The 14,921-nt window shown below is 59.3% G+C and carries 15 protein-coding genes; 9 read left to right on the forward strand and 6 right to left on the reverse strand.

What is annotated here, in order from left to right; translation table 11 throughout:
• Position 1 precedes the first annotated feature (1 nt).
• From AC2CGQ_RS14025 to AC2CGQ_RS14035, 3 genes are all read left to right on the forward strand, one after another.
• On the forward strand, positions 2–862 hold the full coding sequence (locus AC2CGQ_RS14025; protein ID WP_082997448.1) for an L-ribulose-5-phosphate 3-epimerase: 861 nt from the start codon (positions 2–4) through the stop codon (positions 860–862).
• Positions 856–1,551, forward strand: coding sequence for an L-ribulose-5-phosphate 4-epimerase (araD, locus tag AC2CGQ_RS14030; RefSeq protein WP_079452420.1), 696 nt, complete (start codon positions 856–858; stop codon positions 1,549–1,551). Before AC2CGQ_RS14025 ends, araD begins: the two co-directional genes overlap by 7 nt.
• Positions 1,552–1,693: 142 nt before the next feature.
• Entirely contained in the window at positions 1,694–2,392 is a 699-nt protein-coding gene (locus AC2CGQ_RS14035) for an RluA family pseudouridine synthase (protein ID WP_049186812.1), read from the forward strand.
• A 7-nt stretch (positions 2,393–2,399) separates the two neighbouring features.
• On the opposite strand, the gene AC2CGQ_RS14040 is transcribed toward AC2CGQ_RS14035, so the two are convergent.
• Positions 2,400–2,939 carry a DUF2058 domain-containing protein gene (locus AC2CGQ_RS14040; RefSeq protein WP_004931599.1) on the reverse strand — a complete coding sequence of 180 codons (540 nt, stop codon included), beginning with the start codon at positions 2,937–2,939 and terminating at the stop codon, positions 2,400–2,402.
• 304 nt (positions 2,940–3,243) lie between these two features.
• Here AC2CGQ_RS14040 and AC2CGQ_RS14045 point away from each other — a divergent pair, with 304 nt between their 5' ends.
• The 4 genes from AC2CGQ_RS14045 (at position 3,244) to AC2CGQ_RS14060 (ending at position 6,800) form a co-directional block, all read left to right on the forward strand.
• Positions 3,244–4,221 carry a DUF1852 domain-containing protein gene (locus tag AC2CGQ_RS14045; protein ID WP_033632135.1) on the forward strand — a complete coding sequence of 326 codons (978 nt, stop codon included), beginning with the start codon at positions 3,244–3,246 and terminating at the stop codon, positions 4,219–4,221.
• Positions 4,222–4,246: 25 nt separating this feature from the next.
• Positions 4,247–5,278 carry a methionine synthase gene (locus AC2CGQ_RS14050; RefSeq protein ID WP_015378990.1) on the forward strand — a complete coding sequence of 344 codons (1,032 nt, stop codon included), beginning with the start codon at positions 4,247–4,249 and terminating at the stop codon, positions 5,276–5,278.
• A 172-nt stretch (positions 5,279–5,450) separates the two neighbouring features.
• Positions 5,451–5,606 carry a hypothetical protein gene (locus AC2CGQ_RS14055; RefSeq protein ID WP_484593725.1) on the forward strand — a complete coding sequence of 52 codons (156 nt, stop codon included), beginning with the start codon at positions 5,451–5,453 and terminating at the stop codon, positions 5,604–5,606.
• A gap of 6 nt (positions 5,607–5,612) precedes the next feature.
• Positions 5,613–6,800, forward strand: a complete 1,188-nt coding sequence (locus tag AC2CGQ_RS14060; protein ID WP_484593755.1) for an MFS transporter — start codon at positions 5,613–5,615, stop codon at positions 6,798–6,800.
• Between the two features lie 82 nt (positions 6,801–6,882).
• Here AC2CGQ_RS14060 and mscS read toward each other — a convergent pair whose 3' ends face one another.
• On the reverse strand, positions 6,883–7,749 hold the full coding sequence (gene mscS / locus AC2CGQ_RS14065; protein ID WP_015378992.1) for a small-conductance mechanosensitive channel MscS: 867 nt from the start codon (positions 7,747–7,749) through the stop codon (positions 6,883–6,885).
• Between the two features lie 205 nt (positions 7,750–7,954).
• Here mscS and AC2CGQ_RS14070 point away from each other — a divergent pair, with 205 nt between their 5' ends.
• The gene (locus AC2CGQ_RS14070; RefSeq protein WP_164095824.1) at positions 7,955–8,623 is read left to right on the forward strand and encodes a DUF1345 domain-containing protein; all 669 of its coding nucleotides are present in this window, start codon (positions 7,955–7,957) and stop codon (positions 8,621–8,623) included.
• Between the two features lie 56 nt (positions 8,624–8,679).
• Here the strand turns inward: AC2CGQ_RS14070 and fbaA are convergent, their stop codons facing one another.
• The 4 genes from fbaA to AC2CGQ_RS14090 form a co-directional block, all read right to left on the reverse strand.
• Entirely contained in the window at positions 8,680–9,759 is a 1,080-nt protein-coding gene (gene fbaA / locus AC2CGQ_RS14075; protein ID WP_004931586.1) for a class II fructose-bisphosphate aldolase, read from the reverse strand.
• A 116-nt stretch (positions 9,760–9,875) separates the two neighbouring features.
• The gene (pgk, locus tag AC2CGQ_RS14080) at positions 9,876–11,039 is read right to left on the reverse strand and encodes a phosphoglycerate kinase (RefSeq protein WP_015378994.1); all 1,164 of its coding nucleotides are present in this window, start codon (positions 11,037–11,039) and stop codon (positions 9,876–9,878) included.
• Positions 11,040–11,109: 70 nt separating this feature from the next.
• Positions 11,110–12,126, reverse strand: a complete 1,017-nt coding sequence (gene epd / locus AC2CGQ_RS14085; protein ID WP_004931582.1) for an erythrose-4-phosphate dehydrogenase — start codon at positions 12,124–12,126, stop codon at positions 11,110–11,112.
• Positions 12,127–12,437: 311 nt separating this feature from the next.
• Positions 12,438–13,397 (reverse strand): LysR family transcriptional regulator, encoded by a 960-nt coding sequence (locus AC2CGQ_RS14090; RefSeq protein ID WP_274517900.1) that lies wholly within the window; start codon positions 13,395–13,397, stop codon positions 12,438–12,440.
• Between the two features lie 82 nt (positions 13,398–13,479).
• Here AC2CGQ_RS14090 and AC2CGQ_RS14095 point away from each other — a divergent pair, with 82 nt between their 5' ends.
• Positions 13,480–14,565 carry a tartrate dehydrogenase gene (locus tag AC2CGQ_RS14095; RefSeq protein ID WP_015378996.1) on the forward strand — a complete coding sequence of 362 codons (1,086 nt, stop codon included), beginning with the start codon at positions 13,480–13,482 and terminating at the stop codon, positions 14,563–14,565.
• Positions 14,566–14,921 lie beyond the last annotated feature (356 nt).

Consider the following 14,921-nt stretch of genomic DNA (forward strand, 5'->3'; position numbering starts at 1 on the left):
TATGCGTCAGCACCCGTTGGGAATCTACGAGAAAGCACTGCCGAAACACCTGAGCTGGCCCGAGCGCCTGGCGCTGGCCAAGGCCTGCGGCTTCGACTTCGTCGAAATGTCGGTGGACGAAAGCGATGAACGCCTGGCGCGCCTGAGCTGGAGCAAGGCGCAGCGCTTGGCGCTGGTGGAAGCCGTGCTGGAAACCGGCATCCGCATCCCGTCGATGTGCCTCTCCGGCCACCGGCGCTTTCCGTTTGGCAGCCACGATCCGGCGCTGCGCCAGCGCGCCTTCGACGTGATGGAACAGGCCATTCAGCTGGCCAAAGACGTTGGTATCCGCACCATCCAGCTGGCCGGCTACGACGTGTATTACGAAGAGCAGGACGAGGGGACGCTGGCGCGCTTTAGCGAAGGCATGCAGTGGGCGGTAGAGCGTGCCGCCGCCGCCCAGGTGATGCTGGCGGTGGAAATCATGGATACCGCCTTTATGAACTCGATCGGTAAATGGAAAGCCTGGGACGCCCTGCTGGCCTCGCCGTGGTTCACGGTGTATCCGGACGTCGGCAACCTCAGCGCCTGGGGCAATGACGTGCCGCGCGAGCTGGAGCTGGGCATCGATCGCATCGCCGCCATTCACCTGAAAGACACCTACCCGGTCACCGCCGTTTCGCCGGGACAATTCCGCGACGTGCCGTTTGGCGAAGGCTGCGTCGACTTCGTCGAGGTGTTTCGCACGCTGCAGCGCCTCAATTACCGCGGCGCATTCCTGATTGAGATGTGGACCGAAAAAGCCGAGGAGCCGGTGGCCGAGATCGTTCAGGCCCGCCGCTGGATCGAACAGAAAATGCAACAAGGGGGCATGACATGCTGACTCAGTTAAAACAACAGGTGCTGGAGGCCAATCTCGATCTGCCGCGCCATAAGCTGGTGACCTTTACCTGGGGCAACGTCAGCGCGGTGGATCGCGAACGCGGCCTGGTGGTGATCAAGCCTTCCGGCGTTGAATACGAGCATATGACGGCGGAGGATATGGTGGTGGTCGATCTGGCCAGCGGCCGCACCGTCGAGGGGGTAAAAAAACCGTCGTCGGACACCGCCACCCATCTGGCGCTGTACCGCGAATTCGCCGATATCGGCGGCATCGTGCACACCCATTCGCGCCACGCCACCATCTGGGCGCAGGCCGGGCTGGACATCCCCGCCTGGGGAACCACCCACGCCGACTACTTTTATGGCGCGATCCCCTGCACTCGCCTGATGACCCAGGATGAAATTGAGCACGATTACGAACTGGAAACCGGTAACGTGATTATCGAAACCTTCCGCCGGCGCGATATTAATCCCAACGCGATCCCGGCGGTACTGGTCAACGCCCACGGCCCCTTCGCCTGGGGCAAAGACGCCCACAATGCGGTGCATAATGCGGTGGTGCTGGAAGAAATTGCCTACATGGGCATTTTCTCGCGCCAGCTGACGCCGGGCATTCACAGCATGCAGCGCGAACTGTTGGACAAACACTACCTGCGCAAACACGGCCAACACGCCTACTACGGGCAGTAGCGCGCCGGGGCTTTAACCGTGGCACCCGATGCTTTGCCGCATCGGGTGCCAACGGGCATGAGGCGCAGTGTAGCGAAAACCGCATTCGCTCATCGACGCGAAATTCGCTATCATCCGCACCCACCCTCCAGCCGGCCGCCCGATGTCTACGATCACCGATACCTTTATCGCCCCGCCATGCCATGACCAGATAGAGATCCTCTATCAGGACGATCATCTGGCGCTGATCAATAAGCCGGCCGGGCTGCTCAGCCTCTCGGGCAAAAACCCGCAGAATCTCGATTCGGTACACCACCGGCTGGTACAGCTGTTCCCCGGCTGCGCCCTGGCGCACCGCCTGGATTTCGGCACGTCCGGTTTGATGGTGGTGGCCCGCAACAAGGCCGTCAACGCCGCGCTCTGCCGGCAGTTCAGCGAACGCACCATCGGCAAAGTGTACAGCGCGCTGCTCTGCGGCCATCTGGCGGATAACGAAGGGGTCATAGACGCAGCGATCGCCAAAGATCCGGCGTTGTTCCCGCTGATGTCGATTTGCGCCCTCCACGGCAAGCCCGCCCGCTCCCGCTATCGGGTCGTCGAGCGTTTTTATCGTGAAACGGAAGGCGGGATCTCGCTGCCGCTGACGCGGGTGCAGCTCACCCCGGAGACCGGACGCACCCACCAGCTACGTATTCACAGCCGGCAATTGGGCCATCCTATTTTAGGTTGCGATCTGTATGGCGGGCGCCTGCTGCCGGGTACCGAACAGACGCCGCGGCTGATGCTGCACGCCAGCGAGCTGGACTTTGTGCACCCCATCAGCGGAGAGCGGATAGCCGCTCGTCACGCCGCGCCGTTCTGAACGCGGCTTACCACATCAAATCGTCGGGCACTTTAAAGTCGGCGTACGGATCGTCTTCATCCTGCTCTTCCTGACTCAGCGCACTGTGCAGCACTATGCTGGCCGCATCGCGCTGCGCGATTTTATCGGCGACGCTCGCGGGGATAATCGCGTATTCACACTCTTCGCGGCTCTCGACAACCAAGCGGGCAATGGCGAGGCGGCCATTGATCAGCTGCGTCTGGGTCGCTTTATCCACCAGAATTTTCTTGATCAGGTTACCGTCGGTGAAGTTGAAACCGATATCGCCTTTCGCCAGGACGATGCGGTTCATCTCGATCAGTTGCTTCACCTGCGCCTTGTATTCTTTGGACAGCGCGGCCTGCTTTTGCTGCTCGCTCAATTGCTTATCGCGCTCAAGCTGCGCCTTTTTATTCTCTTCCACCGCCTCTCTGGCCTCGCGCGCCTGAACGCGTGATTTTTTAGCCGTTCTCTGGACTTTGGCCATTTTCTTGCTGGTTACCAAGCCCGCTTTGAGCATCTGCTCTTGTAAGGTGAGTTTTGTCATGTTCGTGTCTGAAGCAGTGGGGTCATGGGGGGATTATACCCGTAATTTTTCAGGCTGCACCAGCTTGCCGGGCGGCTTGCAACGCAGGGCAACGGCGGCAACCCCACCTGAACCCCAGATCATGAATGTGGCTCATGTGGTAATGAAATTAAGTCTCTTTCACTCCCACCGGGACTCTGGCAAAAATAGACCTCATTAACGACAGACAATATGAAATCGGCTGAATGAAAAAATAGAAAAACAAGCCATTGAAATAAATGGATAAACCCAGCCCTCATATCATATAACAGGATGCTATAAGACGATGAATAGAGACTTTACCTTTACGATTAAGAGCAGTTCTTTCGATGAAGATTATAACCCTTCTGAAAATACGCGTATCACCACCAACTTCGCCAATTTGGCCAGAGGAGAAAACCGCCGGGAGAACCTGCGCAACACGCTGGTGATGATTAACAACCGCTTCAATTCGTTGGCGCATTGGGATAACCCCAAGGCCGATCGCTATGCGGTCGAGCTTGAAATCATTTCGGTTGAGATGCGCATTGAAGATCACAGCGCCAGCTTCCCGGTGATAGAAATCCTGAAAACCAACATCCTTGATAAAAAAACGCAAACGCGTATCGAGGGCATCGTCGGGAACAATTTCTCCTCTTACGTGCGCGATTACGACTTTAGCGTCTTGCTGCCGGCGCACAATAAAAACACGGCGGAATTTACCATTCCGGATGATTTCGGCGATTTGCATGGCAATATCTTTAAGCACTTCGTCAATTCAAACGAATACCATGAGAATTTCAGCAAACCGCCGGTGATCTGCCTCAGCGTGTCCAGCAAAGACACCTATCATCGGACGGGCAATCAACACCCGGTCTTGGGCGACGAGTATCGGCAAGACGGCGCTTCGCTGACCGACCGGTATTTTAAAAAAATGGGCCTGCAGGTGCGCTATTTCATGCCGAAAAATAGCGTCGCCCCCCTGGCGTTTTATTTCCCCGGGGATTTGCTGAGCGATTACACCGATCTGGAGCTGATTGGCACCATCAGCACGATGGAGACCTTCCAAAAAATCTATCGGCCTGAAATTTACAATGCCAACTCGGCGGCGGGGCAATGCTATCAGCCAAGCCTGAATAACCAGGATCATTCATTAACCAAGATTGTTTACGATCGCGAAGAGCGTAGCCAGTTGGCGATTGAGCAGGGGAAATTTACGGAAGAGCAATTTATCAAACCCTACAAGCCTATTCTTGAGCAATGGTCTGCCCACTACGCGCTTTGATTCACTTAAATACAGGTCACCTATCATGAAAATATTGCTCCCCACATCGACCGCCGGCAGCTTACCCAAACCGGTCTGGCTGGCTCAACCGGAAACCCTGTGGTCGCCCTGGAAATTGCAAAATGAAGAATTAATCGAAGGCAAGCAAGACGCCCTGCGTTTATCGCTGGCAGAGCAACAACAGGCCGGCATCGATATCGTCAGCGATGGCGAGCAAACCCGTCAGCACTTCGTCACGACGTTTATCGAACACCTCAGCGGCGTCGATTTCGAGAAACGCGAAGTGGTTAAAATCCGCAATCGCTACGAGGCGAGCGTGCCAACCGTGGTGGGGGCGGTCTCGCGTCAAAAGCCCGTTTTCGTTGAAGACGCCAAATTTTTACGCCAGCTGACCCAGCAGCCGATTAAATGGGCCCTGCCGGGGCCGATGACCATGATCGACACGCTCTATGACAACCACTATAAAAGCCGCGAGAAATTGGCCTGGGAGTTCGCCAAGATCCTCAATCAGGAAGCCAAAGAGCTTGAAGCCGCCGGCGTCGACATTATTCAGTTTGATGAGCCCGCATTTAACGTGTTCTTTGACGAGGTGAATGACTGGGGCATCGCCGCCCTGGAAAGAGCCGTTGAAGGGCTTAAGTGTGAAACGGCCGTACATATCTGCTATGGATACGGCATTAAGGCCAATACCGACTGGAAAAAGACGCTGGGCTCTGAGTGGCGGCAATATGAAGAGGCGTTTCCCAAGCTGCAAACGTCGACTATCGATATTATCTCGTTGGAGTGCCATAACTCGCACGTGCCGATGGATCTGCTTGAACTGATCCGCGGTAAGAAAGTGATGGTCGGCGCCATTGACGTGGCGAATCATGCCGTTGAGACGCCGGAAGAAGTGGCCGACACGCTGCGTAAGGCGCTGCAGTTTGTCGATGCCGACAAGCTCTATCCGTCGACCAACTGCGGCATGGCTCCTCTGCCCCGTCAGGTCGCCCGCGGCAAGCTGAATGCGTTAAGCGCAGGCGCCGAGATCGTGCGCCGAGAGCTGTTGGCCAAATAACCGCGCCAGCGCCCGCCGCAGTAGCCTCCTGCGGCGGGCGATTATCAATCGACTCCTTCTCCCCGCAACGCCCCCGCGCTGGTGTATACTCGGATTTCTACGCGATGCCAGCCACAGCGGCCTGAACGGCCCCTCAGCCAGCCCACACCAGCTTAATAACAGTGGAACCCTCATGAGCCCAGATACCGCTCGCATCAGCGAAATCATCGATCGCGCCAGGATCTCACCCTACCAAATCCTGATCCTGACCTTATGTTTCCTCATCGCCCTGCTGGACGGCTTCGATACCGCCATCATCGGCTATATCGCCCCGGCGCTGCGCGAATAGTGGGGCCTGCAGCCAGCGCAGCTCTCCCCCGCCTTCGGTGCGGGATTGTTCGGTCTGCTGATCGGCAGCCTGCTGTTCGGGCCGATCGCCGACGCTATCGGCCGCAAGCGCGTGCTGCTCGTCGCGGTGCTGGTGTTTGGCGGCTGCACCCTGGCTTCAGCCTATGCGCATTCGATCGAATCCCTGACCTGGTTGCGCTTTATCACCGGCATTGGCCTCGGGGGCGCGATACCGACCTGCATCACCCTCAGCTCTGAGTACTCACCGGCGCGCCGGCGCATGCTGCTGGTCACCCTCAGCTGGAGCGGCTTTACCGCCGGGCTGGCCCTGGGCGGCCTGCTGGCCGGGCAGATCATCCCGGCGTTCGGCTGGCGCGGCCTGCTGCTGGTCGGCGGCATTGCACCGTTGGCGCTGCTGCCGCTGTTGGCCTGGCAGATGCCCGAGTCGGTGCGCTTTATGGCCGCCAGCGCCAAACATGCCGATCGGCTGCGCCGGGTGGTCGAGCGTATCACCGGCCAGCGTTGGACGGGGGGACCCATTGTCGATGACGAGCGCCCGGCGCAGGCCAGGTCGCCGATCTCGCACCTGTTTATCGAAGGGCGCGCCGTGCGCACCCTGCTGCTGTGGGCGGCATTCTTCTGTTCGCTGTTCGTGTTCTACCTGCTCACCAGTTGGCTGCCGACGATCCTCAAAGACGCCGGTTTCGATATCGCCCACGCCTCGCGCATCGGCGCGATGGTGCCGCTCGGCGGCACCCTGGGCGCCATCCTGATGGCGCTGCTGATGGATCGGGTCGGGCCCTATCGCGTGCTGGCCTTCTCCTACCTGGGCGCCGCGCTGGTGATCGGCGCTACCGGTTACCTGATGGGCGACGCATACACGCTGGCCGCCGTCGTGTTCCTGATAGGCTTCGGCGTGGCCGGCGCGCAAAACGGCCTGAATCTGGTTTCCGCCACCCTTTACCCGACCGCAGCCCGCGTGACCGGCGTCAGCTGGGCCATGGCCAATGGCCGCTTCGGCTCGATCGTCGGCTCGATGCTCGGTGCCTGGATGATGACCGCCGCCGGTTCGCCGGAAGTGTTCTTCCTCTGGCTGGCGCTGCCGGCGCTGCTGGGCGCAGCCGCCATCTTCCTGCTTTATCGCCTCAGCCTGCGCCGCCGCGCGCCGCTCACCGAACCGGCGGCCGGCATCTGAACTCGCGGAAAATAAAAGGCCGAGACGCCATCAGTGACGTCTCGGCCTGCAATAAAAAAGGGGGCCAAGGCCCCCCTCTCTGTTATTCCGCCTTGGCGGAAGCGTCTTCGGTGCGATACAGGTGCACGTCCATCTGCGGGAACGGAATGCCGATGTTGTGGGCATCCAGCGCGCGCTTGAAGTTTTCCATCAGATCGAAGTACACGTTCCAGTATTCCGCGTTGGTGGTCCAGGAACGGGTCACGAAGTTCAGAGAGGACGGCGCCATCTCGTTCAGACGCACGGTCACGCCTTTAGCGTGCATGATGCGCTTGTCGGCGGCGATCACGTCGCCCAACACCTTCTTCACCACATCGATATCGGCGTTGTAGGCCACGCCTACCACGATGTCCACGCGGCGGTTCGGTTCGCGGGAGTAGTTGATGATGTTGCCGGCGATGATTTTACCGTTCGGCACCACGATGGTTTTGTTGTCTGCGGTACGCAGGGTGGTGGAGAAAATCTGCACCTGATCGACGGTACCGGCCACGCCGCCCAGATCGACATACTCACCCACGCGCAGCGGGCGGAAGATCACCAGCAGCACGCCGGCGGCGAAGTTGGACAGCGAGCCTTGCAGCGCCAGGCCGACGGCCAAACCGGCGGCACCCAGCACGGCGATCACCGAGGTGGTCTGCACGCCGACGCGCCCCAGCACCGCGATGAAGGTGAACGCCAGCACGCCGTAACGTACGATCGCCGACAGGAAGTCCGCCACCGTGGCGTCGATGCCGCGCAGCTTCATTACGCGGTTCAGCGCATTGCCGACCACGCGGGCCACGATCGAACCGATGATCAGGATAACGATGGCGGCGACGATATTCACCGCATACTGGATCAACAGATCCTGGTTCTTCACCAACCAGTCGCCGGCACCGTTGATGCCGTCTACTACATTCAAATCTTTCATTCGTGTCGTCCTAACTCAGTCCCTAACGGGAGAAACTCGCAAAAATACACTGGCTTCGGCAGCCAGTAGGAAACCACCGCCTAAGGGTAACCAACATTAAAGGCTCATGCCAACCGTCAGCGTTAAAAATAGCCGAAACCGCCCGCCGCTTCTTCTATGCTGAAAACAGCGCGTTGGCCATTTCACGATAAGAGATCCGTTCTTCATGCACATTCGCTCTTCGCTTAAACACTATTGGCAAGTGCGGCCCAGGCTGCTGTTTTCCGTCGGCGCCGGGCTGTTGTGCTTCCTGCTGCTGCCCGCACAGCTCTCGTTGTTGCAGCGTTTGATGATCGGCTGGAATACGCTGGCCTGGCTCTATCTGCTGTTTCTCTGGCGGCTGATGTTGGTCAGCACGCCGCAGCACATTCGCCAGATCGCCCGGCGGCAGGACGAAAGCGCCAGCACGGTGTTGGCGCTGGTCAGTTTCGGTTGTCTGGTGAGCATTCTGGCGATCCTGTTCGAATTGAGCAGCGCCAAACAGGCCAGCGACTCGCTGAAAACCCTGCATCTGGCACTAACCGGCGGAACGCTGGCGGTTTCCTGGCTGCTGCTGCCGACCGCCTTCACCATGCACTATGCTCATCAGTTTTATCGCCAGGGCGCACAGCAGGATCCTTTGCCGCTGCTGTTCCCCGGCAACCTCACCGAGCCGACCTATCTGGACTTCGCCTACTTCTCCTTCACTATCGCGGTCGCGTCGCAGACCGCCGATGTGGCGGTCGGCGCCGCGGAGGTGCGTAAAATCGCGCTCGTGCAGTCGGTTATTTCGTTCGTGTTCAACATGCTGATCCTGGGCCTGTCGATCAACGTCGGTGCCGGCCTGCTGGGCTGAAAACGAAAAAGGCTCCCCGCAGGGAGCCTTTTGCATCGTGCAAAAGCTGGCGAAGATTACAGAACGTCTACCGCGTTCAGATCTTTGAAGGCCTGCTCCAGACGCGTCACCATACTGGTCTGCGCTGCGCGCAGCCAGACGCGTGGATCGTAGTATTTCTTGTTCGGCTGATCGGCGCCTTTCGGGTTGCCCAGCTGGCCCTGCAGGTAAGCTTCGTTCGCTTTGTAGTACTGCAGGATGCCGTCCCAGGTCGCCCATTGGGTGTCGGTGTCGATGTTCATCTTGATCACGCCGTAGCTGACGGACTCTTTGATTTCCGCATCGCTGGAACCGGAACCGCCGTGGAACACGAAGTTCAGGCTGTTATGCGGCAGGTTGAATTTCTCGGAAACGTATTTCTGAGAATCGCGCAGGATGGTCGGAGTCAGCTTAACGTTACCTGGCTTGTACACGCCGTGCACGTTACCGAACGAGGCTGCGATGGTGAAGCGCGGGCTGATGGCGTTCAGTTTTTCGTACGCGTAAGCCACGTCTTCCGGCTGGGTGTACAGCGCGGAAGCGTCCATATGGCTGTTGTCCACGCCATCTTCTTCACCGCCGGTGCAGCCCAGTTCGATTTCCAGCGTCATGCCGATTTTGGCCATGCGCTTCAGGTAGGCGCTGCAGATCTCGATGTTTTCTTCCAGAGATTCTTCAGACAGATCGATCATGTGGGAAGAGAACAGCGGTTTGCCGGTAGCGGCGAAGTGCTTCTCGCCGGCGTCCAGCAGGCCGTCCAGCCATGGCAGCAGTTTCTTCGCGCAGTGGTCGGTGTGCAGGATCACCGGCACGCCGTAGTGTTCGGCCATCTGGTGAACGTGGTGTGCGCCGGAGATAGCGCCCAGAATCGCTGCGCCCTGAGGCACATCGGTCTTCACGCCTTTGCCGGCGATAAACGCTGCGCCGCCGTTGGAGAACTGAACGATGACCGGCGCGCGCACTTTAGCCGCGGCTTCCAGCACTGCGTTGATGGAGTCGGTACCCACGCAGTTTACCGCTGGCAGCGCAAAGTTGTTCTCTTTAGCAACTGCGAAGACTTTCTGAACGTCATCACCCGTGATGACACCCGGTTTTACGAAATCAAAAATTTTAGACATGTTACTTTGTCCTGTTTCGTCGGCCGTAGATGGATGTAAATCGATGTTTTCACGCCGCGCAGCGTTAGCCGCGCGGTATAAAACAAACGGGCGGCTTTCGCCTCCCGTTGTCTGAATTACTGCTTAGCGCGCTCTTCCAGCATCACGACTGCAGGCAGCGGTTTCCCTTCAACGAATTCCAGGAATGCGCCACCGCCGGTGGAGATGTAGGAAATTTTGTCAGCGATACCGAACAGATCGATGGCTGCCAGAGTGTCGCCGCCGCCAGCGATAGAGAAAGCGTCGCTATCGGCGATCGCGCGGGCGACAATTTCGGTGCCCTTACGGAAGTTAGGGAACTCGAATACGCCAACCGGGCCATTCCACAGAATGGTCTTGGCGTTCTTCAGGATAACGGCCAGACGCTCGGCAGAGACGTCGCCCATATCCAGAATTTGCTCGTTGTCCTGGATCTCGCTCGCCGGCTTCACGGTCGCGGTTGCGGTTTCGGAGAACTCGGTCGCTACGCGCACATCGGTCGGCACCGGAATGTCGCAGGTTTCCAGCAGTTTCTGCGCGTTCGGGATCAGGTCAGGTTCGTACAGGGACTGGCCCACGTTGTTGCCCTGCGCCGCCACGAAGGTGTTGGCGATGCCGCCGCCGACGATCAGCTGATCGGCGATTTTGGACAGAGAATCCAGCACGGTCAGTTTGGTGGAGACTTTAGAACCGCCCACGATGGCGACCATCGGACGGGCCGGGTTGCCCAGCGCTTTGCCCAGCGCTTCCAGTTCGGCGGACAGCAGCGGGCCGGCACAGGCGACAGGCGCGAACTTGCCCACGCCGTGGGTGGAAGCCTGCGCGCGGTGCGCGGTGCCGAATGCGTCCATCACGTACACGTCGCACAGCGCCGCGTATTTCTTGGACAGGGTTTCGTCGTCTTTCTTCTCGCCCTTATTGAAGCGGACGTTTTCCAGCACCACCAGTTCGCCTTCGGCGACGTCGACGCCATCCAGATAATCCTTCGCCAGACGCACTGGGGATTTCAGATGGTCTTTCAGGTAGTTGACCACAGGCAGCAGGGAGAATTCTTCGTTGTACTCGCCTTCGGTAGGACGACCCAGGTGGGAGGTTACCATCACGCGGGCGCCTTGCTTCAGCGCAGCTTCGATAGTCGGCAGGGAAGCGCGGATACGCGCGTCGGAAGTCACTTTACCGTCTTTTACCGGCACGTTCAGATCGGAGCGGATCAGTACGCGTTTACCCGCCAGATCCAGATCGGTCATCTTAATTACAGACATGGTGAACCCTCTTTATTGAATCTCTATAAAATTGCCTGAGCAGCGCGCCAATCACGCCGGCGCCGCCGTACTAGAAACCGCTGGCAGCCATTGCCCGTGTTGTATCCAACATCCGATTGGCAAAGCCCCATTCATTGTCGCACCAGACCAAGGTCTTTATCAGGTGCTGCCCGCTGACCCGGGTCTGCGTACCGTCGACGATAGCGCTGTGCGGGTCATGGTTAAAATCGATCGAGACCAATGGTAATTCCGTGTAGTCAACTATACCACGAAATGATTCCCGTGCGGCCTTTTGCAACAGCTGGTTGACCTCCGCCACCTTCACCGCGGCGCTCACGCTGACGCTCAGATCGATAGCCGTCACGTTGATGGTCGGCACGCGCACCGAGATAGCCTCGAAGCGGTCGCAAAACTGCGGGAAGATGCGGGTGATGCCCGCGGCCAGCTTGGTATCGACCGGAATGATCGACTGGCTCGCCGCGCGGGTGCGCCGCAAATCCGCGTGATACGCGTCGATCACCGGCTGATCGTTCATCGCCGAGTGAATGGTGGTCACGGTGCCGGATTCGATGCTGTAGGCGTCGTCCAGCAGCTTGATCACCGGAATAATGCAGTTGGTGGTGCACGAGGCGTTGGACACGATGCGATGTTCCGCCAGCAGCGTCTGATGGTTGACGCCGAACACGATGGTGGCGTCCAGATCGTTGCCGCCCGGGTGGGCGAACAGCACTTTCTTCGCCCCCGCCGCCAGATGGGCTTCGCCATCCGCCCGGCTGCCGTACACGCCGCTGCAGTCCAGCACCACGTCGACGCCCAGCTCGCCCCAGGGCAACTGCTCCACCGCCGGCTGGTGCAACAGGCGAATCGCGTCGTCTCCGACGCTCAGCGTGTCGCACTCCTGCCGCACATCCCAGGCGAAGCGGCCGTGGCTGGAATCGTACTTCAGCAGATGGGCCATGCCTTCGGCGTTCGCCAGCTCGTTGATCGCCACCACGGAGATTTCCGCCCGTCGTCCCGATTCGTACAGTGCGCGCAATACGCTGCGGCCGATGCGGCCAAAGCCGTTTATCGCTATGCGGATGGTCATGCTGCTCCTGAAAAAGGGCCGTCCACGCCGGGTGACTCACCGGCGCCGCCCGGCGCTGACTGGTTGTCTCACTAACCCGCATAGAGTAGTGGATCGTACCGCCCGCTGTGAATCGCCGAGTTTGCATTATTCCCGCGCTTCAGCGGTTTTTCACCGCCGTCACATCGGCATTTCTGTTGAAGAGTGCTTCAACTGAAACGCTTCAGCTGAGCATAAACCAAAGTTTTGGCAAAAGGAACAGGTGCAACAGTTCCTCAGGTAACGGAGGGGAGTTTTACGAGCATAAGATGATCTGGCGCACATTTTTGGCCTCAAGACCGCGACGGATTTTCGCTCGCCGGCCCCGTTTCGCCGTAGTGCTCACGAAAATAGTCGCGCAAAAATTCGACCGTCACCCGCACTTTCGCCGACGTTGCCAGCCGGGAAACGTATACCGCCCAGATATTGGCCGGCTGATAATACTCCGGCAGGATGTGCACCAGCCTGCCGCTGTCGATGTTCTCTTTCACGTCCCAGGCGGAACGCAGCGCGACGCCCTGCCCGTCCAGGCACCACTGGTGCACGATTTCGCCGTGGTTCGACGCCAGCGCCCCCGTCACCTTCACCGTCTCTTCGCCGCCCGGCCCCTGCAGCCGCCACAGCCCGAACGGGTGATCGCGTTCCTTGATCACCAGACAGGAACGGCCCGCCAGCTCAGCCGGATTTTTCGGCACGCCGTGGCGCTGCAGGTACGCCGGCGAAGCGCACAGGATGCGCTGATTGTCCGCCAGCTTGCGCGCAATCAAATTGGGGGCGATATCGTCGCCGATGCGGATATCCAGATCGAATCCTTCGCTGACCAGATCCACCAGCCGATCGGACACGTCGAGCCGCAGTTCCAGCTGCGGGTACTGCCGCGCCAGCGCCGACAGCGCCGGCGCCACGAAACGCCGGCCGAAGCCGAAGCTGCTGACCACGCGCAGCATGCCCTGCGGCGCCTGGCGCACCTCGGACAGTTCGTCCATCATCTGATCGACATCGTTGAGAATGCGCTGCGCCCATTCGTAGATGCGTTCGCCGTCTTCGGTGATCGCCACCCGCCGCGTGGTGCGGTGCAGCAACGACACGTCCAGCGCCTTCTCCAACAGCGCAATACGCTTGCTGATAAAGGCAGGCGAAACACCCAGCTCTTCGGCGGCGGCGGCGAACCCGGCGCGACGCGCCACCAGCACGAACACCCGCAGGTCACTCAGGATCGGCATATTGTTCATGATTCGTGTTTTATGTTTCACCGTTTTCGCGATTGATTAACAGTTAGTCAATTATAGGATAAGAGTGTTGTCAATCTCCCCTACCTACAAATGAGACCTCTGTATGAGCAAAACTTACAAGATTGCCGCTATCCCCGGGGACGGTATCGGACGGGAAGTGTTGCCGGAAGGCATACGGGTATTGCAGGCGGCGGCGGCGCGCTGGGATCTGTCGTTGGAATTCGACACCTTCGAGTGGGCCAGCTGCGACTACTACCAGCACCACGGCCAGATGATGCCGGACGATTGGTTTGAGCAGCTCAAGGGCTTCGACGCCATCTATTTCGGCGCCGTCGGCTGGCCGGACACGGTGCCCGACCACATTTCGCTGTGGGGTTCACTGCTTAAATTTCGCCGCGACTTCGAGCAATACGTCAACCTGCGCCCGGTGCGACTGTTTCCCGGCGTGCCCTGCCCGCTGGCGAACAAGCAGCCGGGAGACATCGATTTCTACGTGGTGCGCGAAAATACCGAAGGGGAATACTCCTCGCTCGGCGGACGGATGTTCGAAGGCACCGAACGCGAGATGGTGATCCAGGAATCGGTGTTCACCCGTCAGGGCGTGGACCGCATCCTCAAGTACGCCTTTGAGCTGGCGCAGCAGCGCTCGCGCAAGCGTCTGACCGCCGCCACCAAGTCCAACGGCATGGCCATCAGCATGCCGTACTGGGATGAGCGCGTGGCGGAGATGGCGCGCCAATACCCTGATATCGCCTGGGATAAACAGCACATCGATATTCTGTGCGCGCGCTTCGTGCTGAACCCCGAACGCTTCGACGTGGTGGTGGCTTCCAACCTGTTCGGCGATATCCTGTCGGATCTCGGCCCGGCCTGTACCGGCACCATCGGCATCGCGCCGTCGGCCAACCTGAACCCGGAACGCAACTTCCCGTCGCTGTTCGAGCCGGTACACGGCTCGGCGCCGGACATTTTCGGCAAAAACATCGCCAACCCGATCGCCATGATCTGGAGCGGCGCGATGATGCTGGACTTCCTCGGCGACGGCGATGCCCGCTACCGCCAGGCGCACGACGGCATCCTGCAGGCGATTGAGCGCATTATCGCCGACGGGCCGCGCACGCCGGACATGCGCGGCGACGCCTCCACCCAGCAAGTCGGCCAGGCGATCGCCGCCCTGCTGCAACGCTGAACGCCGCAGATTTTCCCGCGCAGGGCGCCCTTCCGCGCCCTGCTTTGCCACGTCCGTTTTTCCGCATCGATCGCTGCCGCAAATCCGTTGAAAACCACCGCAGAAGGCACGCCAATACCCCGGTCAAGATCACAACAAATTGTTTACATACTGTGTTTTATCCTTTTACAGATGCCCTAATTGTGGCCCTCCTGTAATTTGTGCACACTCAAAAATGTTAATGAAGAGTAAATATTCCCGGCAGCGTTCAGCCGGGGCGTTTGCTCCTCGTGGTGTAACAAAACAAAGGGTTCAAACCAATAAGGCCCGGGCGCCCCCTACGCTTTGCGCACCGGCCCACCACCGATAACAGGAGT

Source organism: Serratia sp. DFXYC6 (assembly GCF_057196085.1).